The sequence below is a fragment of the Vibrio sp. CCUG 15886 genome, from assembly GCF_028570825.1.
Lineage (GTDB): Bacteria > Pseudomonadota > Gammaproteobacteria > Enterobacterales > Vibrionaceae > Vibrio > Vibrio vulnificus_B.
This window is the reverse complement of sequence record NZ_JAQQBT010000008.1, coordinates 22,621-43,776: the sequence shown is the minus strand read 5'-3', so window position 1 is coordinate 43,776 and position 21,156 is coordinate 22,621. Positions and strand designations below refer to the sequence as shown.

Genomic DNA, 21,156 nt, shown 5'->3' with positions numbered 1-21,156 from the left:
CGAAAAACTCATCAGGAAGGATGCGCTATGTCTCTTTGGTCGTCGGTGAAATTTGCCCAACGCTACGCTCAACTCCCCACGGTATTTTATCGTTTGGTGATCCCTCAACCGCTCGACAATAGCCGTTGGGTCATTTGGAATGGTGAACTCGCCCAAGGGTTTGCGTTACCCAAGCACGCTGACGATCCTCAATTGCTCGCTGTTTTCTCCGGTGCGGAGCCGTTTTCTTCCTTCAAGCCTTTAGCGATGAAATACGCCGGCCATCAGTTTGGGGTTTACAACCCAGACTTAGGCGATGGGAGAGGCTTACTGCTGGGCGAAATGCAAAACCAGCAAGGGCAGTGGTTCGATGTTCATCTTAAAGGCGCAGGGCTGACGCCTTTTTCTCGCATGGGAGATGGCCGAGCGGTGCTGCGCTCAACAATTCGCGAATACCTCTGCAGCGAAGCGATGGCCGCTCTTGGCATCGAGACAACGCGCGCGTTGGGCATGACGGTGAGCGACACGCCCGTCTATCGTGAGCAAGTCGAGCAGGGCGCTTGTTTGATTCGTCTTGCCCAAACGCACATCCGCTTTGGTCATTTCGAGCATTTTTTCTATACCGAACAATATGATGAGTTGCGCCTTCTCGCTGACAATGTCATCGAATGGTACATGCCTGAGTGCGCTGCACACGACAACCCGTATTTGGCGATGTTTGAACAAGTGGTGGCGCGCACAGCGACCATGATTGCCCAGTGGCAGGCGGTGGGGTTTGCTCATGGGGTGATGAACACCGACAACATGTCGATTTTGGGTCAAACCTTCGATTACGGTCCGTTTGGTTTCCTCGATGATTATGAGCCAGGTTACATCTGTAACCACTCGGATTATCAAGGCCGTTACGCGTTTGACCAACAGCCTCGTGTGGCACTGTGGAATCTCTCTGCACTGGCGCATGCCTTATCACCCTTAATTGAACGTGACGACTTGGAACTGGCCTTGGCTCAGTACGAACCGACACTCGGTAAGGTGTTTAGTCAATTGATGAGGCAAAAACTCGGTTTGCTTAGCCAGCAAGAGGGAGACAGCGAGCTATTTAACGCCATGTTTGCTTTGTTGGCGGAGAATCACACCGACTACACGCGCTTCTTTCGTACCCTTTCTCAACTCGATAGGGAGGATGAACAAACGGTGATCGATCTGTTTATTGACCGAGACGCCGCCCATGGTTGGCTAAGCCGTTACCTTGAACGGGTGGCGATGGAGCAAACCGCCTCTGGAGAGGCGAAATCTGCCCAGCAACGTTGTGAGCAAATGCGCGCCGTCAATCCCAAGTACATTTTGCGCAATTATCTCGCGCAACAGGCGATCGACAAAGCGCAGCAGGGCGATTTTTCGGAGGTGCATACCTTGGCCAAGCTGCTGAAAAATCCCTATGACGAGCAAGCCGAAATGGAAGCGTATGCTCACCTTCCTCCAGAATGGGGTAAGAAGATGGTCATCAGTTGCTCTTCTTAAGTTATGCCTGCTAAGTTGTGAGCTAGCTCCAGATCAGCTTCAAAAATTATTAAAACTTTCGTCAGTGGTTCGCGTTGAAATCGATACACTATGTAAATAAGTTGTAATTTTTTGGATGAGCTCAGATGCAGGATGTAACTCGAATTTTAGTGGTGGACGACGATAGCGAAATTCGCGAACTGCTGGATGAGTATTTGAGTCGCAACGGATACCAAGTGGCCACGGTGGCGGATGGGCATCAGTTAAAGCACTACCTCGCAGCAAACGGCTATCCAGAATTAGTCCTGCTCGACATCATGCTTCCCGGTGAAGACGGCTTCAGCCTATGCCAATTTATGCGCCGTGAATCGACAGTGCCGATCATCATGCTCACGGCGGTCTCGGAAGAGACAGACCAAATCATCGGTTTGGAGATTGGTGCCGATGATTACATTGCCAAGCCCTTTAACCCACGCCATTTGGTGGCGCGCATCAAAGCGGTTTTACGCCGCGTGCAAGTCACGCAGGAGAAGCCTAGTGACACGCTGCCAAAGCAGATTGTTTTTGGTGATTGGCGGTTGGATACGTTAGCACACCGTATTGTTCATCAAGAAAATGGTCAACAACACGAACTGTCAGGCAGTGATTTTGCTTTGCTGATGCTGTTTTTGACCCATCCCGATGAAATCCTCGATCGTGACACCATTTCTTATGCCACTAAGGGGCGTGAGTCGCTGCCTTTTGAGCGCGGTATTGATGTTCAACTGTCACGTTTACGTCAACGCCTGGGCGACAGTGCGCGCTACCCACACTACATCAAAACCATGCGCGGGAATGGCTATATTTTGTCGGTGCCTGTTAGCTACGAACATTGAGGTGATTGGAGATGAAGAGGTTTCGCCCCAACTCCTTGGTTGCCAGAACGCTGTTGCTCACCTTGCTCGCGGTGGTGATAGCTCAAGGGATCGCCACCGCTATCTGGTATAGCGAGTCCAAACAGAAAGAGCTGCAAGGTATTCGCTCGGCGTCGGAAAGCATGGCGGGCATGTTTGCCTCGACGGTGACCTTTTTCCAATCCTTACCCGTGCGTTATCGTCATATCGTGCTGGATCAGATCCGCAATATGGGCGGCACGCGCTTTTTCGTCTCTTTCAATAAACAGAAGCTGACCGTTGAGCCGATTGCCGATACACCGTTAAAACTGGCTTCGGTGCTGGCCGTTGAAAGTGTGCTGCAGCAAAAACTCACCAAGGTTGCCTCAATCTCCGTTGACTTCTCGCATCCGCAAAATTTACGTTTGCTGAAAGACGACATCTATCTGCATGACCTGCCCAAATCGTGGGCGCACCACACGCTCACTTTGGAACCGATCAATCCCCCCGTATTGGTGGTGCAGATTGAGTTAGAAAGTCACGAGTGGATCTACATTGCCGCGCTGCTTCCCGCACCTTATTTGACCTTAGATGACACCATTTTAGGGCGTGAGCAGATCTTGTTTCTCTTCTTCTCAACCACGCTATTGTTAGTGTTGACTTACACCATGATCCGCCGTCAGGTGAAGCCGCTCAAGCGCTTAGCCAAAGCGGCCAATGAAATGAGCATCAATATCGAGCAGCCACCGTTGCAAGAAGAAGGGGCGAGTGAGCTGGTGACAGCCACGCGTGCGTTTAATCGCATGCAGCAGCGTATTCGTCGTTACGTGGCAGACCGAGAGCATCTTTTTTCCGCCATTTCTCACGATCTCAAAACGCCGATCACCCGTTTGCGCATCCGAGCCGAGTTGCTCGAAGATGACACCAAACGCAGCAAGTTCAATCGCGATCTCGATGATTTAGAGATGATGGTCAAAGGGGCGCTGCAGTGTGTGCGCGATACCGATTTGCATGAGAACAACGACTACATCGATCTCAATGCGATGATCGAGCATGTGATTGATACCTATAATCAGCACGATACTAAGGTCCATTTTCGTCCCATCATCATGGAGCCTATGGTGGCCAAGCCTCTGGCGATAAAGCGAGTGCTCACCAATTTGATCGACAACGCGGTGAAATATGGTGAACAAGCGGTGGTGACACTCGAACACAGTGAGGAGTGGATTTACGTCACCATTGATGACCAAGGGACGGGAATTGCGGAAGCGCAATTAGAGGCCGTGTTTGAACCTTATTTCCGCTTAGCAAAGGACAGTGAAGGGCATGGATTAGGCTTAGGTATCTGCCGAAACATCTTACACGGACATGGTGGAGATCTCATTATTAGCAATCTGCCGCAGGGTGGTTTACGTGCGCAAGTGCTGATTCCTAAAGGGCTGGAAGTGTAATGTAACAAAGGTGTTACTTTGTGGTTACGGTTTGTTGCAATGCTTATCTCCAGTTATGGATAGACTGCTCAATATCAGGCATGACCTGATCTGTCTAATCCGATACATGGAAGATAACAATGAAAATGAAGAAAACCCTACTTACCCTCTCTCTTATTTCTGCTGCCTCTTTTGCACAAGCAGGCGAAGTAGAAGTGCTGCACTGGTGGACGGCAGGTGGCGAGGCGAAATCCGCTGCCGTGCTCAAACAAATGCTTGAACAGCAAGGTCACACTTGGAAAGATTTTGCGGTTGCCGGCGGTGGTGGCGAATCTGCCATGACGGTACTGAAAACCCGTGCGGTTTCAGGCAACCCTCCGTCTGCTGCTCAAATTAAAGGACACGATATTCAGGAATGGGGTGGGTTAGGTTTCCTCACTTCTCTCGATGCGACAGCGAAACAAGAAAACTGGGATGGCATCTTGCCTTCCGTTGTCACAAAGGTGATGAAATTTGATGGTGAATACGTGGCTGTGCCTGTCAACGTTCACCGTGTTAACTGGCTATGGGCAAACCCTGATGTATTGAAAAAATCGGGCGTGAGCTTACCAACCACCTTGGATGAGTTCTTTGTCGCTGCGGACAAAATCAAAGCGGCGGGCTTTATTCCTCTTGCTCACGGTGGCCAACCTTGGCAAGACGCGACCGTGTTTGAAGCGGTGGCACTGGATGTGTTAGGCAGCGAAGATTACAACAAAGCGTTTGTCGATCTGGACATGAACGTCTTGTCTGGTGACAAGATGGTGGAAGTGTTCACTAAGTTCAAAAAAATGCGTGATTACATCGACAGCAACGCTCCGGGACGTGATTGGAACGTGGCGACCTCCATGGTCATCAATGGTGAAGCGGCGATGCAAATCATGGGTGACTGGGCAAAAGGTGAGTTTAGCGCCGCGGGCAAAGTACCGGGCAAAGACTACATTTGTGCCCCAGCGCCGGGAACGGCTGGCCAGTTTACCTTCAACATCGACAGCTTTGCTTTCTTTGAACTGAGCGACAAAGCCAATCAAAAAGCCCAGCAAGATTTGGCTCGCACCATCTTGACCAAAGAGTTCCAAGAAGTGTTCAACCTCAACAAAGGCTCGATTCCAGTTCGCTTGGATATGGACATGAGTAAGTTTGATCAATGTGCGCTTGACTCGATGGCGACCTTCAAAGCCAGCGCGAAGTCGGGTGATCTCGTGCCAAGTATGGCGCATGGCCTCTCTACCACCAGTTACGCACAAGGTGCGATCTACGATGTGGTGACCAACTTCTTTAACGACAGCAAGGCGGATCCAAAAGAAGCTGCACAGAAACTGGCGAAAGCCGTGAAAGCAGCGATCTAACCCCCTAGGCGGGCAGGCGCTCTTTGCCTGTCTGCCTATCTCAGCTGATCTTCTCACTCTGAGCGTTTGCTCGGAAGGAAGTGTTTTTCGCTACAAGGAATCGTTATGGAGCATATTTTGAGTGGGCCAACGAGCAAAATCGCACCAAAACCTTCGCTAGCTGATCGCTTGCAACACTGGTTACCGAAACTGGTGTTAGCGCCGACCATGCTAGTGACGGTGGTGTGTATCTACGGATTTATTTTTTGGACAGCGGCGCTTTCCATGACTAACTCCCGTTTTCTACCCAGTTTTAAGTTTGTTGGTTTTGACCAATATGCCAAATTGATGGAAAACGACCGCTGGGTAACGTCGATTACTAACCTAGGTATTTTTGGCGTTCTTTTCATTGCGATTGCCATCGTTTTGGGTGTCGCTCTGGCGATTTTGTTGGATCAAAACATCCGTCAGGAAGGGGCTATTCGTACCATTTACCTCTATCCCATGGCGCTGTCGTTCATTGTGACCGGTACCGCGTGGAAATGGATTTTGAACCCAGGATTGGGGATAGAAAAACTGTTGAACGACTGGGGATGGACCACCTTTAAATTTGACTGGTTGGTGAACTCGGAGATGTCGGTTTACACCTTAGTGATTGCTGCGGTTTGGCAATCGTCCGGTTTTGTTATGGCGATGTTTCTCGCGGGTTTGCGTGGTATTGATTCCTCGATCATCAAAGCAGCGCAAATTGATGGCGCGAGCCTACCGACCATCTATTGGAAAATCATTCTGCCGTGTTTGCGTCCAGTGTTCTTTAGCGCAGTGATCATCACCTCGCACATCGCGATTAAGAGTTTCGACTTAGTCACTGCGATGACCGCTGGAGGACCGGGCTATTCATCGGATTTACCTGCGCTCTTTATGTACGCACACTCGTTTACTCGTGGGCAAATCGGCTTAGGTGCCGCCAGTGCGATGATGATGTTAGGGGGCATTCTGGCCATCTTGGTGCCGTATCTTTATTCCGAGCTTAGGGAGAAGCGCGCATGAACTCTTCAGTGAACATGGCCCGATGGTTTATTTACGGCGCATTGGTCTTTTTCTGCCTGGTCTATTTGATGCCGCTGTTTGTCATGGTGATCACCTCGTTTAAAACCTTGCCAGACATTAAGGCCGGTAACTTAATGAGCTTGCCACAAGAGTGGGTGTTTGACGCTTGGTACAAAGCGTGGAATGGCGCCTGTACTGGGGTGAAATGTGAGGGGGTAAAGGGCTACTTTTGGAATTCGTTTCAAATGGTGATCCCTGCCGTGGCCATTTCGACTTTGCTTGGGGCGTTCAATGGTTATGTCGTCACCAAATGGCAATTTCGTGGCTCTAACCTGTTTTTCAGCTTGTTGCTGTTTGGCTGCTTCATTCCTTTCCAAGTGATCTTGCTGCCGATGGCCGCGGTGCTTGGCAAGCTCGGTTTAGCCAATACCACCACTGGCTTGGTACTGGTGCATGTTATTTATGGCATGGCGTTTACCACACTGTTTTTCCGCAACTTTTACATCAGTGTGCCTGATGAGTTGATCAAAGCTGCCAAGCTAGATGGCGCAGGATTTTTTACCATCTTCTTCAAAATCCTTCTGCCTATTTCAACCCCCATCATTATGGTGACGGTGATTTGGCAGTTTACTGCGATTTGGAATGACTTCCTGTTTGGTGTGGTGTATTCCGGCTCGGAAACCCAACCGATCACGGTGGCGCTGAACAACTTGGTCAACACCAGTACTGGGGTGAAAGAGTACAACGTGGACATGGCAGCGGCGATCATTGCGGCGTTACCAACGCTGTTGGTGTATGTGTTGGCGGGTAAATATTTTGTACGCGGGTTAACTGCGGGATCAGTAAAAGGATAAGTAACATGGCAACTCTAGAACTCAAACAGATCCGCAAAACCTACCCAAAAGCGGACCAAGAAACCTTAAAAGGCATTGATATCAGCATCGAATCTGGTGAGTTTCTCATCCTGGTGGGTCCGTCAGGGTGTGGTAAGTCCACCTTGATGAACACCATTGCGGGGTTAGAAAACATTTCTTCCGGTGAAATTGTGATTGATGGTGTCGATGTGGCGCAAGTGGAACCGAAAGATCGCGACATCGCGATGGTGTTTCAGTCTTACGCGCTGTATCCCAATATGACGGTGCGCGGCAACATCGAATTTGGTTTGAAGATCCGCAAGATGGCGCAAAGCGAGATCGATGCGGAAGTGCAACGTGTGGCCGAAATGCTGCAAATTGACCACCTTTTGGATCGCAAACCGTCTCAGCTATCTGGTGGTCAGCGCCAGCGAGTGGCGATGGGGCGTGCATTAGCGCGTCGTCCTAAGCTCTATCTGTTTGATGAGCCGCTTTCAAACCTGGATGCCAAATTGCGTGTGGAAATGCGCCATCAAATCAAACGGCTGCACCAAAAGCTCAATACCACCATCGTTTACGTAACTCACGATCAGATCGAGGCGATGACGCTGGCAGACCGCATCGCGGTGATGAAAGACGGCATCCTACAACAGCTCGGCACACCACAGGAGATCTACAACCAACCGGCGAATATGTTTGTGGCGGGCTTCATGGGTTCACCGTCGATGAACTTTATTTCCACCATGGTCGATCTCAACAGTGAAGATCACCCAGTGATTAAAGTGACCGGAGAGTGTGGCCAAGAGCATCACATCAAACTGCCTGCCTCCATGCGTGAGCAAGACGGCAAACGCGTGGTGATTGGTTTGCGCCCAGAGCACATTTCCGACAAGCCAAGTGATGATCAGAGCGCGTCGACGTGTTTGGATTTGAAACTGGAAGTGTTAGAACCGACAGGGCCAGACACGATTGCGATGATTAAAGTGAATCAACAGGAAGTGGCGTGTCGCCTCTCTCCTGAACTGCAAGCGAAGGCGGGGGAAAGTGCATCGCTCTACTTCGACTTGTCCAAAGCGGTCTATTTTGATGCCGAATCACAACAACGAATAGAGTTTCACTGATGAGGTAGGGTGAAACCCACAAGGGCGAAGCGTGTAGGGCGCGTTAGCCCATTATTTGCGTGTCCTCTATCGTGGCGATGCACATTATCACGGTGTCGCTGCGGCATGATCGGGGGAGAATGATCAAACCAAGCTTGCGGTTTGATGTGAGGGCACGCCTTCCTTATGACTTCCTTTCTGCATTCATCGGTCTTGAACCGCCTTTCCTTCTGTCAGCGCCGCTTTCTTGTAATTGGTGTTCCTACTATCGGTTTCCCTACCATCAGCTTTCCAGTCATCCGTTTTTCGATAATCCATTTTTCTACAATCCGTTTATCTTGCTTGCCATTCGAGCTCTAAAGACAAGGGACACACCCAAAGCGTTTGATACGAATGTGTCACTTTCCACCCTTTTGTTCTTAATAGATGTGTCATTTCCCACCCATTTTAAACGCTGCAACGGGGTGCTGTTTATGGCTTATTGGTTTATCTCTTTGAATATTATTCAGTTTTTTTATTGGTCTGGTTATTGCTCTAACAGAAGTATCGCACCCAAAGATGGGGCGGTTTGATTAACAAGGAGAAGAATAATGTTAAAGCCTCTAACCCTACTTGCTGCTTCCGTACTTGCTGTCACCAGTTTCAATGCGGCGGCCAACTGTGACCCAGGCGAGATCGTCATCAAGTTCAGCCACGTCACCAATACCGATAAGCACCCGAAAGGGATCGCGGCATCACTACTGGAAAAACGCGTGAACGAAGAGATGAATGGCAAAGCGTGTATGCAGGTTTACCCAAACTCAACACTGTACGATGACGACAAAGTGTTAGAAGCCATGCTAAACGGCGATGTTCAATTGGCGGCCCCTTCTCTTTCCAAGTTTGAAAAATTCACCAAGAAATATCGCATCTTTGACCTGCCATTCCTGTTTGAAGACGTCGACGCGGTTGACCGTTTCCAAAACTCAGACGCGGGCGTGAAGTTGAAAAATGCCATGAATCGTCGTGGTGTGCGTGGGTTAGAGTTCTGGCACAACGGCATGAAGCAAATTTCAGCCAGCAAGCCACTGATTTCGCCAGCGGATGCCAGAGGATTGAAATTCCGCGTGCAAGCCTCTGACGTGCTCGTCGCTCAGTTTGAACAACTGGGTGCGAACCCGCAAAAAATGTCGTTTGCCGAAGTGTATGGCGGGCTGCAAACCAAGGTTATTGATGGTCAGGAAAACACTTGGTCTAACATCTACGGTAAGAAATTCTTTGAAGTACAGGATGGTATTACTGAAACCAACCACGGTATTTTGGATTACCTAGTCGTGACCTCAAGCAAGTGGTGGGATGGCCTGCCTGCGGATGTGCGTGATCAGTTCGCGACCATCCTAAAAGAAGTGACAGAGCAACGTAACGCAGAGTCCAACAAGGTTGAGTTAGCCAACAAGCAGTACGTGATTGAAGCGGGTGGTGTGGTACGCACATTGACGCCAGAGCAACGTGAAGCGTGGGTAACGGCGTTGAAACCTGTTTGGAAGAAATTTGAGAAAGACATCGGTTCAGATCTGATTGATGCAGCATTGGCGTCAAACAAGCAATAAATAAGAACGGGCTCTGACGGTCGAGTCAGAGCCCAGTTTTTAGCACAATAATGAGCGAATCGATTATGGAACAATCACTTTTGGCAAAAATTGGTCACTTCACCGATCGGGTAGAAGAAGGGCTGATTGCATTTTTCCTTGGTGCCATGACACTGCTGACTTTCGTCAATGTTGTGATGCGCTATCTCTTTAACGACAACATTCTATGGGCCCTTGAACTTACCGTATTTATGTTCGCGTGGATGGTGTTGGTCGGCGCGTCTTATGGTGTGAAGAAACACTTCCACATCGGTGTGGATGTGGTGATTGATAAAGCCCCACCACCGTTACGCAAAGTACTGGCCTTGGTGGCCGTCAGTTGTTGCTTAACCTTTTCTATTTTACTTTTGATTGGCTCTTGGAATTACTGGTACCCCTTTGCGACTGAGCGTGCTTGGTATGAAACCGACGATATCCCGATGCCTGAGATTTTTCAGTTTATGTCGGATTGGTTCAATGAAGGCGAAGCGTACGAGAAGATCCCCCGTTTTATTCCTTACATGGCACTTCCCGTTGGGATGGCGTTGCTGACGTTTCGTTTTTTGCAGGTCGCATGGCGAATTCTGACCAATCAACAAGATCGCATGATCGCGGGTCATGAGGCAGAAGAAGATCTTGAAGCATTGAAAGCGGAGATGGGTGATGCCGACGATTTGATGGGTGGTTCACGTCGTGATGGTAAGGAGCAGTAAGCGATGGATATTCTATTTTTATTTTTGTTAGTCATTGGCTTTATGCTGATTGGCGTGCCTATCGCGGTTTCTCTCGGCTTATCGAGCATTCTGTTTTTGATGTGGCACTCCGATGCGTCTTTGGCGTCGGTGGCGCAGACTTTATTTAATGCTTTTGAAGGCCATTACACCTTGTTGGCGATTCCGTTTTTTATCTTGGCATCCAGTTTTATGTCGACGGGTGGAGTAGCCAAGCGCATCATCCGCTTTGCGATTGCTATGGTGGGGTGGTTTCGCGGTGGCCTAGCCATGGCCTCGGTAGTGGCATGTATGATGTTTGCCGCGCTGTCCGGTTCTTCACCGGCTACCGTGGTGGCGATTGGTAGCATCGTCATCGCTGGGATGATCAAAAACGGTTACTCGAAAGAGTTCGCCGCTGGGGTGATTTGTAATGCTGGAACACTGGGTATTTTGATCCCGCCGTCGATTGTGATGGTCGTTTACTCTGCGGCCACCGATGTCTCGGTCGGTCGTATGTTCCTAGGCGGCGTGATCCCAGGGCTACTTGCCGGTCTTATGCTGATTGTGGCGATTTATATTGCAGCACGAATAAAAAATCTGCCTAAGCAGCCTTTTGTGGGTTGGTCAGAAGCCATCAACGCGGCAAAGGAAGCGAGTTGGGGATTGCTGTTGGTGGTGATCATCCTTGGTGGTATCTATGGGGGCATTTTTACCCCAACCGAAGCGGCTGCGGTGGCTGCCGTCTACTCATTCTTGATCGCTAACTTCGTTTATAAAGACATGGGGCCTTTTGCCGATAAGCAAAACCAACGTCCTGCGCTCGTGAAAGTGTTTGAAGCCTTCTTTCATAAAGACACCCAACATACGCTTTTTGAAGCAGGTAAGCTGACCATCATGTTGTTGTTTATCATTGCCAACGCATTGATTCTTAAACACGTGCTGACGGAAGAGCGCATTCCGCAAATGATCACAGAATCGATGTTGTCAGCGGGGCTTGGTCCCATCACCTTCTTGATTGTGGTTAACGTATTGCTGCTGATTGGCGGTCAGTTTATGGAACCATCAGGTCTACTGATCATCGTGGCTCCGTTAGTCTTCCCCATCGCCATTGCGTTAGGCATCGACCCGATTCACTTGGGTATCATCATGGTGGTGAACATGGAAATCGGCATGATCACTCCGCCTGTCGGGCTCAATTTATTCGTCACCGCAGGGGTGGCAAAAATGTCGATGATGAATGTGGTCAAAGCCGCATTGCCTTGGGTGGCGGTGATGTTCCTCTTCCTCATTATTGTCACGTACGTTCCTTGGGTATCGACTTGGCTACCAACCACACTGATGGGGCCGGAGATCATTACCAAGTAACTATGTCGCCTTACCGCAGATTCAATGCGATAAGCTCAAGTGGTAAGTCTCTGTAATAAGTACGAAATTCGTTAAACGTAACCCGCCAAAGCCCATTTGGCGGGTTTCTTTGTAAAGGGCTTACTATTTGCCGCTTAACTCGTTAGTATTCATCCGATTAATTAAATGAAATTAAAATATAGCGTTGGATAAATATGAAATTTGTATGGTCAGTCTGGCTTTTACTTGCGGCGAGCTTTTCTCTTTTTGCGGGTGAATCGCTTGTGTTAACCCCCACACCAGAATGGGTTGTGAAGCAAACTTTTGACAAAGAGAATCGACGAGATCGAGTGGATGGAAGCATTTTCCTGTTAGTGGACAAACAGTACAACTTTACGTTGCCCAAGCCGATGATGTACACCCACTATGCAACCAAATCCGTTAATTCTAAAGGGGTTGAAGACAACTCTCAGATCTCCATTTCGTTTGATCCTCATTATGAAAAAGTGCTATTTCACCACGTCGATGTATGGCGCGATGGTCAACGTATTGATAAGTCGCGAGAGGTGGAGTTAAAGCGTTTTAAGCAAGAATCCGACTTAGAAAAACTGTTGTATAACGGCACTGAAACGTATTACTTGGTTTTGAAGAATGTCCAAGTTGGCGACATTATTGACTACAGCTTTAGCATTGAAGGAGCCAACCCTGTTTTTGGTGATAAGTTTGATACATGGGTTAGATTGGGTTGGTCAGTGCCAGTGGCTAAAGTGTACGCACGCAGCTTGGTCCCTGTAGACAAAGGTTTTACCATCACACGCGTTGGGAACTCAGAGTTCGGTTCATTGACGCATCGCCAAGTTGGCGCGATGGAAGAGTTCGTTTTTGAAGATGGTAGAAGAGCGTACGATTTTGATGAAAAAGATCAGCCAAGCTGGTTTATCCCATACCCTTATATCAATGTTTCGAACTACGATAACTGGCAAGAGGTGGCTCAATGGGCGCTTCCTCTTTACCCAAATTCTACCTCTGGGCGTTTGTTCGCTAAAGAGCTAGAGCAGTTGAAAGCTTTGCCTTCAAAAGAAGCGCAAATCATGGCGGCGATTAAACTTTCGCAGCAAAAAATACGTTATTTGGGTATTGAGAACGGTATCGGCTCACACGCTCCTCGTTTGCCTGAGCAAATCTTGGAGCAAGGTTATGGTGATTGCAAAGACAAATCTTTGCTTCTGGCGGCCTTGTTAAACCAACTTGGCGTTGAAGCTTACCCCGCATTAGTGAGTACCGTTCATCGCGAGAAACTCAACGAACAACTGCCGGGTCATAGTGCATTCGACCATGTTATTGTGAATTTCTTCCATCAAGGTATTGAATATTGGGTTGATCCGACAGTTACAGAACAGGGCGATGCGTTAGATTCGATTGTACAGTCTGAGCTTGGTTACGCGCTGGTGATTAAGCCCGAATCTGTTTGGTTGAGTGAGATGAATGTCAATAACTCCAACCAGATCACCTCAAGTGTTGAATACCAGTTCAAGCACCAAAAAGAGGGTGACAGCACGATGAAGATCACGACTCTTTACGAAGGGCACCAAGCTGAGCGTATGCGTCGCTACCTAACGGCAAACTCGATGGAAACGGTGATGGGTGAGTATGAAGACTACTATAGTCGCTTCTATCAAAGCGTTTATGCGGCGGAAGAGTTTGAGTATCAAGACGACCCTCAGAGCAATGTTGTGACCATGGTGGAAACTTACGTTCTCGAGAATCCGTGGACGGAAGGTGAAGAGAATACTGTGAGAGTGGAAGTGACGGCGGATATCATCAACAACTCGCTCTATGCGCCAGAAGCTCAAAATCGTAAAACTCCGTACTACGTTGGATCGCCTTTGATGATAGAGCAGAATATCGTGGTGAACTTGCCAGATAGACTGAAGCTCGAAGAGGAAGCGTTTTCAGTTAAGAATGATACCTACTCGCTGGATGTTTCGATTAAGGGTGATGGGGAAGGGCTGTTACAGGTATTGGCGCCAGTTTATAAGAAAATCAACATGAACTACCGGTACCAAAGAAAGGCGTCCTCGGTTTCGGTTGATGAACTACCGAAGTACATCAAAGAGACAAAGCAAGCGAATGAGTTTATGACCTACTACTTCAGCTATGCCAAAGGAAAATAACAAGGAACCAAGATTCCTCATGTTTGCCCATTGAGTGCATCTGAGAGGAGTACAAGGGAAAAATGACACAAGGCCACCAATCATTTTGTGGCCTTTATTGTTTGTAGTTTTCTTTATCTAAACCATAGCGCTGCATTTTGTCATACAGGGTTTTTCTCGCCACTTGCAGTTTGTCCATCGTCTCTTTGATGCTGCCACCACATTCCATCAGCGTTTGCTCGATGACGCTTTTTTCAAATTCGGCCACTTGGTCAGAGAGCGCATAATGCACTGTTGTGCTTGCAGGTGTCTCACCGAGCTGCGCCAACTTGCCAAGCAAAATGTATCGCTCAGCCGCATTGCGCAGTTCTCGCACATTGCCTGGCCAATTGTGAGCTAACAGCTGCTGTAAATCGCTGGCAGAGAGCGCAGGGACGGTTTTTGCGTAACGAGCCGCCTCCACCAGTAAAAAGTGGTGAAAGAGGGCCGCGATGTCTTCTTTTCGTTCCCGAAGAGGCGGCAAGTTGAGGGTTACCACATTGAGACGATAGTAGAGATCCTGACGAAACTCACCGTTGGCTGCCGCTTGTTTGAGGTCAACCTTAGTGGCGGCAATAATACGCACATCCAAAGGCAGCAACTGATTTGACCCGACGCGTTCAATCACGCGCTCTTGCAACACTCGCAACAAGCGGATTTGTGCTTGCATTGGCATTGATTCAATTTCATCGAGAAACAGCGTTCCCCCCTGAGCAAATTCGAATTTCCCAATGCGTTGACTGTCTGCGCCAGTAAACGCGCCTTTTTCGTGGCCATAGAGTTCACTTTCAATCAGGTTTTCAGGGATCGCCCCACAATTGAGGGCGACAAAATTTTTCTCACGACGAGGACTTTGCTCATGAATAGAACGAGCAATCAACTCTTTGCCAGTGCCTGTTTCGCCAAACAGCAGAATATCGGCTTGGGTGTCAGCGATGTGACTGATGGTTGCTCGTAATTCTTGGATGGAGGGCGTTTCGCCAATGATTCTCGGCCCAAGGGTTTTGCTCGCTTTAAGCGATTGTCTCAAAAGCTGGTTTTCATTGGTTAATTGACGTTTTTCAATCGCTCGTTTGACGGTTTCGACCAAGTGTTCCGGGGAAAATGGCTTTTCAATAAAATCGTATGCGCCACTGTGCAGAGCTTTCACCGCCATCGAGATGTCGCCGTGACCAGTGATCATAATGACGGGCAGATCGGGGTCACGATGAATTAAGGTGTTGAGCAAGTCCATACCCGAGATACCGGGTAGGCAAATATCGGTGATGACTACCGCAGGTTGTGTTTGCGCTTTCATGGCCAATAAGGCACTTTCTGCATCAGCAAAAAAGTGTGCTTCAATCTCGGCCAACTCAAAACTCTGTTCCACGGCGAGTCTGAGATCGGATTCGTCATCAATAAAATAAACCAAGCTCATATTAAACCTCTGTATTGATAGTGGGCAGCATAATGGTGAAGCGAGCTCCGCCGAGCGGACTGTGTGACACTTGAAGCTTGCCGTTCATACCCGCCAATATCTGTTGTGAAATCGATAGGCCGAGGCCTAAGCCGTTTTTCTTTGTAGTATGGAAAGGTTCGCAAAGCTGAGCGAACTTCGCAGGGTCGATGCCTGGGCCGCTATCATCGATATGGACACGGATTTGCTGTTCAAGCGCCCGGTCCACGGTGATACGCAGTTGCTTCGCCTCTGTGTTCTCCATCGCTTCAATCGCATTGGTAATCAGATTGATCAGGACTTGTTCCAGTTGAATGGTATTGATCACCAAGTGGATATCGTGTTCTGGAAAATCGGTTTCGAGTTGCACACGCGCGGATTTGAGGGAGGGTTTCATTAGCTCGTTAGCTGAGAGTAGTACGGGCATCAAGCGCGCTTCGACAAGCTCATCACCCGCAGATTTTCGTGCGAAAGAACGCAGTTGCTGGCTGATTTTTGCCATCCGCTCCGTTAATGCGGAAATACGACTGAGATTCTCATCGACCCGAGGATACTTCTCTTTTTCTAAAAAGAGTCTGCCGTTATCGGCAAAACTGCGAATCGCAGCCAATGGGTTGTTGAGTTCGTGGCTGATACTGGCGGACATCTGTCCGATAACTGCGAGTTTGGCGGCTTGAATGAGTTCATCTTGAGTAAGTCGTAAGGCTTGTTCGGTCTTGGTGCGCTGTGCGATTTCTGCTTGCAACTCGGCGGTGCGTTCCATCACAAGGAACTCCAGCTTTTGTTTTGCTTCCTGTTGCACCCTTTCGATCTGGCGATGCTTCTGCTGTCGGTGGTAGTAGAGTTGACCAAGTAAGAAAAGAATCGCAAATACCAAGGTTTCGACCAAAAGCAGGCCAAAGGTGGTTATTACCAAGTTATGTTTCGAAGAGAGCACCCGAATCGTCAGTGCTAAGTCAGGTAAAGGCAGTGAAGAGACAATCATGGTGCCTGAACTGTATGGTTCGCCTTGCTTGATTTCACTTTGCTTAGCGTTTAAATCACCGACGAAATCCAGTGATTCAATGCTTTTATCCAAATATTGTCGTGAGTCACGAATACGTTGTAGTTCGCTCTCTGACTTTGGTGTCAGGCTTTTAAATAACCAAGCAGGGTCACTGGACATGAAAACGATCTGATTTTCATCGTCTGCCACAAACACGCTGCGCTTTTCTCGCCAATTGTCCTCTATGGAAAGAAGCTCCATCTTAACCACCACAACCCCGATGATCGACCCTGCATAGGTGACAGGGTAGGAGTAATAGTAGCCCCGTTGGCCCGAGGTGGAACCGAGCGCGAAATATTGGCTGCGTTGGCCTACGATAGCCTGTTTAAAATAAGGGCGGAATGCAAAGTTACGTCCCACAAAAGAGCGGTCAATATTCCAGTTACTCGCGGCAATAGTATTGCCGTATTCGTCAATTAAATAGGTATCTGCCGCTTGAATCACCGCGTTCACTTCTTCGAGATAGCGGTTGGTTAGATCAATCTGCGCACTGTTGTTTGGCTGCAGCAGCGCATCGATGAGAGGCTCATCTTTGGCGAGCAATTGTGGAATGTGCGCGAATTTATCCAGTTTGTTCTGGATGTGCCCGGCGAATCGCTCTAATTGAGAATGATGCTGCTGCGTTAACGCTTGGTAGCTAGTCAGCCAAATGTAGCGGCCGCTGACCAACATGCAGAGCAGATAAATAACGAAGAACATAAGCACGATACGTGTGCGTTGAGACATCCTGATTCTCCGAAAACAAAATCGCAGCAAGCAATGACAGGTAACGCATTCTGTTTAACTTGCCACAAAACAGTCCAATTAGGGTGGATAGCCAGATGTTATCGGTTTGTAGAAAAGAGTGGCGAAAAAGATCTCAACTCTGTGGAGCAAAACAAGAGCAAGATCTCTTTTTACGCTTTTCGATAAAAAAAGCAGTCGATTCTCTTGAAAAACTCGTTATTGTCCCAATCTTAGTTGCTAACCGCCAAATTGCGACATGAATTCGAGATTTTAGGACAGACATTGCGCACATAGTGGTGATTGGCTCGACAGGGTTGGATCAGATCGTTAGAATGTCGCGTCTGAAATTTTGTCCTGAGACTAATGGGAGATACCTTTGGCCCTGCTGAAGATATCACTGATTAGTTTGGTTTCATGGCGAAACCGATACTCGATTTTAAAATAGGTGTTCGTAAAGAACACAGACAAGGATGCAGCCGTATTCGTTTGCTCTGGCATTCGTTAGGCTCATATGCTCAGTCAAACTGAGCCATTTTTGAGGTTTATATATAATGCAAGTTACTGTTGAAACGCTAGAGGGCCTAGAGCGCCGTCTGAATATTACTGTTCCTGCTGCTAACATCGAAGATGCAGTTACAGCTGAACTACGCAACATCGCTAAAAACCGTCGTTTCGATGGTTTCCGTAAAGGCAAAGTGCCAATGAAGATGGTTGCGAAAATGTACGGCAAAGCAGTACGTCAAGACATCCTAGGTGAAGTAATGCAACGCCACTTCATCGAAGCGATCATCAAAGAAAAGATCAACCCAGCGGGTGCGCCAACTTTCGCTCCAGTTGAAAACAAAGAAGGCTCAGATCTAGTATTCAACGCAACTTTTGAAGTTTACCCAGAAGTTGAGCTTAAAGGTCTAGAAAACATCACTGTTGAAAAACCAGCAGTTGAAGTGAAAGACGCTGACGTTGAAGAGATGATCGAAACTCTACGTAAGCAACAAGCGACTTGGACTGAAGTTGAAGAAGCGGCTGAAGCTGGTAAGCGTGTAAGCATCGATTTCGTTGGCTCTATCGATGGTGAAGAGTTTGAAGGCGGTAAAGCTGAGAACTTCCCACTAGAAATGGGCGCTGGCCGTATGATCCCTGGCTTCGAAGATGGTATCGAAGGCAAAACTAAGGGCATGGAATTCGAAATCGACGTAACATTCCCAGAAGATTACCACGCTGAAAACCTAAAAGGTAAAGCAGCGAAATTCGCTATCAAAGTGAACAAAGTTGAAGCACGTCAACTACCAGAACTAAACGACGAGTTCGTTGCTAAATTTGGTGTAGCTGAAGGTGGCATCGACGCACTTAAAGCGGAAGTTCGTAAGAACATGGAGCGTGAGCTTAAGCAAGCGGTTAAAAACCGTATCAAAGAGCAAGCGATCGACGGTCTTGTAAAAGAGAACGAAATCGACGTGCCAGCTGCGCTTATCGACCAAGAAATCAATGTTCTACGTCAGCAAGCAGCACAACGCTTTGGTGGTAACGTTGAAGCAGCAATGCAGCTTCCTCGTGAACTGTTTGAAGAGCAAGCGAAACGCCGTGTTGTGGTGGGTCTACTACTAGGTGAAGTGATCAAAGCTCACGAGCTAAAAGTTGATGAAGAGAAAGTGAAAGCTATCATCACTGAAATGGCGACTGCTTACGAAGATCCAACTGAAGTTGTGACTTACTACGAGCAAAACGAACAGTTGATGAACAACATGCGTAACGTTGCTCTAGAAGAACAAGCTATCGACGCGATCATTGCTAAAGCTCAGGTTTCTGAAAAAGAAGTTAGCTTCAACGAGCTAATGAACCAACCAGCTTAATAAGCAATATCTTGCGTAGAAGGTTGACTAAACGTTAACTATTCTGCTAACAATGGTCCGTATGATAATTATCATCCGGGCCATTTATTTTAGGGACATAAGAATATGAGCTACCAAGAAAAAAATGCAATGTCGCCAATCATCGACGCACTAGTACCAATGGTGGTTGAACAAACTTCCCGTGGTGAACGTTCTTACGATATTTATTCGCGTTTGCTAAAAGAGCGAGTGATTTTCCTCACCGGACAGGTTGAAGACCACATGGCAAACCTTGTCGTGGCTCAGCTACTTTTCCTAGAGTCTGAGAACCCAGACAAAGATATCTTCCTTTACATTAACTCTCCAGGTGGCAGCGTGACGGCAGGTATGTCGATTTACGACACAATGCAGTTCATCAAGCCAAATGTGAGCACTGTATGTATGGGTCAAGCATGTTCAATGGGTGCATTTTTGCTTGCTGGTGGTGCACCAGGTAAGCGTTATGTACTACCTAACTCACGTGTGATGATTCACCAGCCACTTGGTGGTTTCCAAGGTCAAGCGTCAGACATCCAAATTCATGCTCAGGAAATTCTTACTATTAAGACTAAACTGAACAAGTTGTTGGCAGAACACACTGGCCAGCCATTGGAAGTGATTGAACGTGATACTGATCGCGATAATTTTATGTCGGCAGATCAGGCAGTAGAATACGGTTTGGTGGACGCAGTATTGACTCATCGCAGTGCATAATTTGCCTGCGCAAACTGATTCAAATTGTTATACACTCAAACATAAAGAGTAAAGGCTAAGAGGTTAGCGAATGACAGACAAAAGCAAAGAGAGTGGTAGTGGTAAGTTGCTTTACTGCTCTTTCTGCGGCAAAAGCCAGCACGAAGTTCGCAAGCTAATCGCTGGTCCATCCGTTTACATCTGTGACGAATGTGTCGATTTATGTAACGACATCATCCGTGAAGAGATCAAAGATGTGCTTCCAAAACGCGAATCTGAAGCGTTGCCAACGCCTCGTGAGATCCGTGCACACCTTGATGACTATGTAATCGGTCAAGACCATGCGAAAAAAGTGCTCGCGGTTGCGGTATATAACCACTACAAGCGTTTACGTAATGGTGACACAACGAGTGATGGCGTGGAGCTAGGTAAGAGTAACATCTTGCTGATCGGCCCAACAGGTAGCGGTAAGACGTTGCTTGCTGAGACGCTTGCGCGTTTCCTCGATGTACCGTTCACTATGGCAGATGCCACGACGCTAACAGAAGCGGGTTATGTGGGCGAAGATGTTGAAAACATCATTCAAAAGTTGCTTCAGAAATGTGATTACGACGTAGCGAAAGCAGAGCGTGGTATTGTGTATATCGATGAAATTGACAAGATTTCTCGTAAAGCAGAAAACCCATCTATTACTCGTGACGTTTCTGGTGAAGGCGTTCAGCAAGCGCTACTTAAACTGGTTGAAGGTACGATTGCTTCTGTACCACCTCAAGGTGGTCGTAAGCATCCTCAGCAAGAGTTTTTGCAAGTGGATACGTCAAAGATCCTCTTTATCTGTGGTGGTGCATTTGCCGGTCTAGATAAAGTGATCGAACAACGCGTTGCAACAGGTACAGGCATTGGTTTTGGTGCGGAAGTCCGCTCTAAAGACGAAAGCAAAACAGTGGGCGAATTGTTCACTCAGGTAGAGCCAGAAGATCTTGTGAAATATGGTTTGATTCCTGAGTTTATTGGTCGTCTACCAGTGACCGCTTCGTTGACCGAGTTAGACGAAGAAGCATTAATTCAGATTCTTTGCCAACCAAAAAATGCGCTAACAAAGCAATATGCAGCGCTGTTTGAACTGGAAGGTGCGGATCTTGAGTTCAGAGAAGATGCGCTAAAAGCGATCGCGAAAAAAGCGATGGAGCGTAAAACAGGCGCTCGTGGCTTGCGTTCAATTTTGGAAGGCGTGTTGCTAGAAACCATGTATGAACTGCCATCGATGGACGACGTGAGCAAAGTTGTCATTGATGAATCGGTGATTAATGGTGAATCAGAGCCGCTTTTGATTTACACCAACAGTGATAGCCAAGCCGCTGGCGCTGAGTAAATTTAATCG

At 47.9% G+C, this 21,156-nt stretch carries 17 protein-coding genes; 15 read left to right on the top strand and 2 right to left on the bottom strand.

What is annotated here, in order from left to right; translation table 11 throughout:
• Positions 1 to 27 precede the first annotated feature (27 nt).
• From PQQ36_RS14990 to PQQ36_RS14935, 12 genes are all read left to right on the top strand, one after another.
• Positions 28 to 1,500 carry a protein adenylyltransferase SelO gene (locus PQQ36_RS14990; RefSeq protein ID WP_045612413.1) on the top strand — a complete coding sequence of 491 codons (1,473 nt, stop codon included), beginning with the start codon at positions 28 to 30 and terminating at the stop codon, positions 1,498 to 1,500.
• Between the two features lie 125 nt (positions 1,501 to 1,625).
• Positions 1,626 to 2,354 (top strand): response regulator, encoded by a 729-nt coding sequence (locus PQQ36_RS14985; RefSeq protein WP_045612410.1) that lies wholly within the window; start codon positions 1,626 to 1,628, stop codon positions 2,352 to 2,354.
• Positions 2,355 to 2,365: 11 nt separating this feature from the next.
• Entirely contained in the window at positions 2,366 to 3,802 is a 1,437-nt protein-coding gene (locus PQQ36_RS14980; protein WP_273661766.1) for an ATP-binding protein, read from the top strand.
• 119 nt (positions 3,803 to 3,921) lie between these two features.
• Positions 3,922 to 5,169 (top strand): ABC transporter substrate-binding protein, encoded by a 1,248-nt coding sequence (locus tag PQQ36_RS14975; RefSeq protein ID WP_011149836.1) that lies wholly within the window; start codon positions 3,922 to 3,924, stop codon positions 5,167 to 5,169.
• 105 nt (positions 5,170 to 5,274) lie between these two features.
• On the top strand, positions 5,275 to 6,198 hold the full coding sequence (locus PQQ36_RS14970) for a carbohydrate ABC transporter permease (RefSeq protein WP_103193069.1): 924 nt from the start codon (positions 5,275 to 5,277) through the stop codon (positions 6,196 to 6,198).
• A complete protein-coding gene (locus tag PQQ36_RS14965; protein ID WP_011078158.1) occupies positions 6,195 to 7,052 on the top strand; it encodes a carbohydrate ABC transporter permease in 858 nt (285 codons plus the stop codon). The genes PQQ36_RS14970 and PQQ36_RS14965 overlap by 4 nt, the downstream gene beginning before the upstream one ends.
• A gap of 5 nt (positions 7,053 to 7,057) precedes the next feature.
• Positions 7,058 to 8,173: an ABC transporter ATP-binding protein gene (locus PQQ36_RS14960; protein ID WP_273661765.1), complete on the top strand. Its 1,116-nt coding sequence runs from the start codon at positions 7,058 to 7,060 to the stop codon at positions 8,171 to 8,173.
• 119 nt (positions 8,174 to 8,292) lie between these two features.
• Positions 8,293 to 8,724: a hypothetical protein gene (locus PQQ36_RS14955; protein WP_273661764.1), complete on the top strand. Its 432-nt coding sequence runs from the start codon at positions 8,293 to 8,295 to the stop codon at positions 8,722 to 8,724.
• Positions 8,725 to 8,742: 18 nt separating this feature from the next.
• Positions 8,743 to 9,741 carry a TRAP transporter substrate-binding protein gene (locus PQQ36_RS14950; RefSeq protein ID WP_072612008.1) on the top strand — a complete coding sequence of 333 codons (999 nt, stop codon included), beginning with the start codon at positions 8,743 to 8,745 and terminating at the stop codon, positions 9,739 to 9,741.
• A 65-nt stretch (positions 9,742 to 9,806) separates the two neighbouring features.
• Positions 9,807 to 10,472 carry a TRAP transporter small permease gene (locus tag PQQ36_RS14945; RefSeq protein WP_013572185.1) on the top strand — a complete coding sequence of 222 codons (666 nt, stop codon included), beginning with the start codon at positions 9,807 to 9,809 and terminating at the stop codon, positions 10,470 to 10,472.
• A 3-nt stretch (positions 10,473 to 10,475) separates the two neighbouring features.
• Entirely contained in the window at positions 10,476 to 11,837 is a 1,362-nt protein-coding gene (locus tag PQQ36_RS14940; protein WP_011078154.1) for a TRAP transporter large permease, read from the top strand.
• 194 nt (positions 11,838 to 12,031) lie between these two features.
• The gene (locus tag PQQ36_RS14935; RefSeq protein ID WP_273661763.1) at positions 12,032 to 13,990 is read left to right on the top strand and encodes a DUF3857 domain-containing protein; all 1,959 of its coding nucleotides are present in this window, start codon (positions 12,032 to 12,034) and stop codon (positions 13,988 to 13,990) included.
• 94 nt (positions 13,991 to 14,084) lie between these two features.
• Here PQQ36_RS14935 and PQQ36_RS14930 read toward each other — a convergent pair whose 3' ends face one another.
• Both PQQ36_RS14930 and PQQ36_RS14925 read right to left on the bottom strand, forming a co-directional pair.
• On the bottom strand, positions 14,085 to 15,425 hold the full coding sequence (locus PQQ36_RS14930) for a sigma-54-dependent transcriptional regulator (protein WP_225470793.1): 1,341 nt from the start codon (positions 15,423 to 15,425) through the stop codon (positions 14,085 to 14,087).
• 1 nt (position 15,426) lies between these two features.
• Positions 15,427 to 17,214: a sensor histidine kinase gene (locus PQQ36_RS14925; RefSeq protein WP_225470794.1), complete on the bottom strand. Its 1,788-nt coding sequence runs from the start codon at positions 17,212 to 17,214 to the stop codon at positions 15,427 to 15,429.
• 551 nt (positions 17,215 to 17,765) lie between these two features.
• On the opposite strand from PQQ36_RS14925, the gene tig reads away from it, so the two are divergent.
• The 3 genes from tig to clpX all read left to right on the top strand — a co-directional run bounded on the left by tig (position 17,766) and on the right by clpX (position 21,147).
• Positions 17,766 to 19,064, top strand: a complete 1,299-nt coding sequence (gene tig, locus PQQ36_RS14920) for a trigger factor (RefSeq protein WP_011078150.1) — start codon at positions 17,766 to 17,768, stop codon at positions 19,062 to 19,064.
• 105 nt (positions 19,065 to 19,169) lie between these two features.
• Entirely contained in the window at positions 19,170 to 19,796 is a 627-nt protein-coding gene (gene clpP, locus PQQ36_RS14915; RefSeq protein ID WP_011078149.1) for an ATP-dependent Clp endopeptidase proteolytic subunit ClpP, read from the top strand.
• A 70-nt stretch (positions 19,797 to 19,866) separates the two neighbouring features.
• On the top strand, positions 19,867 to 21,147 hold the full coding sequence (gene clpX / locus PQQ36_RS14910; RefSeq protein WP_011078148.1) for an ATP-dependent protease ATP-binding subunit ClpX: 1,281 nt from the start codon (positions 19,867 to 19,869) through the stop codon (positions 21,145 to 21,147).
• Positions 21,148 to 21,156 lie beyond the last annotated feature (9 nt).

Excerpts from the sequence above, each read along its gene's own strand:
- PQQ36_RS14990 (WP_045612413.1), top strand. The coding sequence starts at position 28 with ATGTCTCTTTGGTCGTCGGTGAAATTTGCCCAACGCTACGCTCAACTC.
- PQQ36_RS14985 (WP_045612410.1), top strand. The coding sequence starts at position 1,626 with ATGCAGGATGTAACTCGAATTTTAGTGGTGGACGACGATAGCGAAATT.
- PQQ36_RS14980 (WP_273661766.1), top strand. The coding sequence starts at position 2,366 with ATGAAGAGGTTTCGCCCCAACTCCTTGGTTGCCAGAACGCTGTTGCTC.
- PQQ36_RS14975 (WP_011149836.1), top strand. The coding sequence starts at position 3,922 with ATGAAAATGAAGAAAACCCTACTTACCCTCTCTCTTATTTCTGCTGCC.
- PQQ36_RS14970 (WP_103193069.1), top strand. The coding sequence starts at position 5,275 with ATGGAGCATATTTTGAGTGGGCCAACGAGCAAAATCGCACCAAAACCT.
- PQQ36_RS14965 (WP_011078158.1), top strand. The coding sequence starts at position 6,195 with ATGAACTCTTCAGTGAACATGGCCCGATGGTTTATTTACGGCGCATTG.
- PQQ36_RS14960 (WP_273661765.1), top strand. The coding sequence starts at position 7,058 with ATGGCAACTCTAGAACTCAAACAGATCCGCAAAACCTACCCAAAAGCG.
- PQQ36_RS14955 (WP_273661764.1), top strand. The coding sequence starts at position 8,293 with ATGATCAAACCAAGCTTGCGGTTTGATGTGAGGGCACGCCTTCCTTAT.
- PQQ36_RS14950 (WP_072612008.1), top strand. The coding sequence starts at position 8,743 with ATGTTAAAGCCTCTAACCCTACTTGCTGCTTCCGTACTTGCTGTCACC.
- PQQ36_RS14945 (WP_013572185.1), top strand. The coding sequence starts at position 9,807 with ATGGAACAATCACTTTTGGCAAAAATTGGTCACTTCACCGATCGGGTA.
- PQQ36_RS14940 (WP_011078154.1), top strand. The coding sequence starts at position 10,476 with ATGGATATTCTATTTTTATTTTTGTTAGTCATTGGCTTTATGCTGATT.
- PQQ36_RS14935 (WP_273661763.1), top strand. The coding sequence starts at position 12,032 with ATGAAATTTGTATGGTCAGTCTGGCTTTTACTTGCGGCGAGCTTTTCT.
- PQQ36_RS14930 (WP_225470793.1), bottom strand. The coding sequence starts at position 15,425 with ATGAGCTTGGTTTATTTTATTGATGACGAATCCGATCTCAGACTCGCC.
- PQQ36_RS14925 (WP_225470794.1), bottom strand. The coding sequence starts at position 17,214 with ATGTCTCAACGCACACGTATCGTGCTTATGTTCTTCGTTATTTATCTG.
- tig (WP_011078150.1), top strand. The coding sequence starts at position 17,766 with ATGCAAGTTACTGTTGAAACGCTAGAGGGCCTAGAGCGCCGTCTGAAT.
- clpP (WP_011078149.1), top strand. The coding sequence starts at position 19,170 with ATGAGCTACCAAGAAAAAAATGCAATGTCGCCAATCATCGACGCACTA.
- clpX (WP_011078148.1), top strand. The coding sequence starts at position 19,867 with ATGACAGACAAAAGCAAAGAGAGTGGTAGTGGTAAGTTGCTTTACTGC.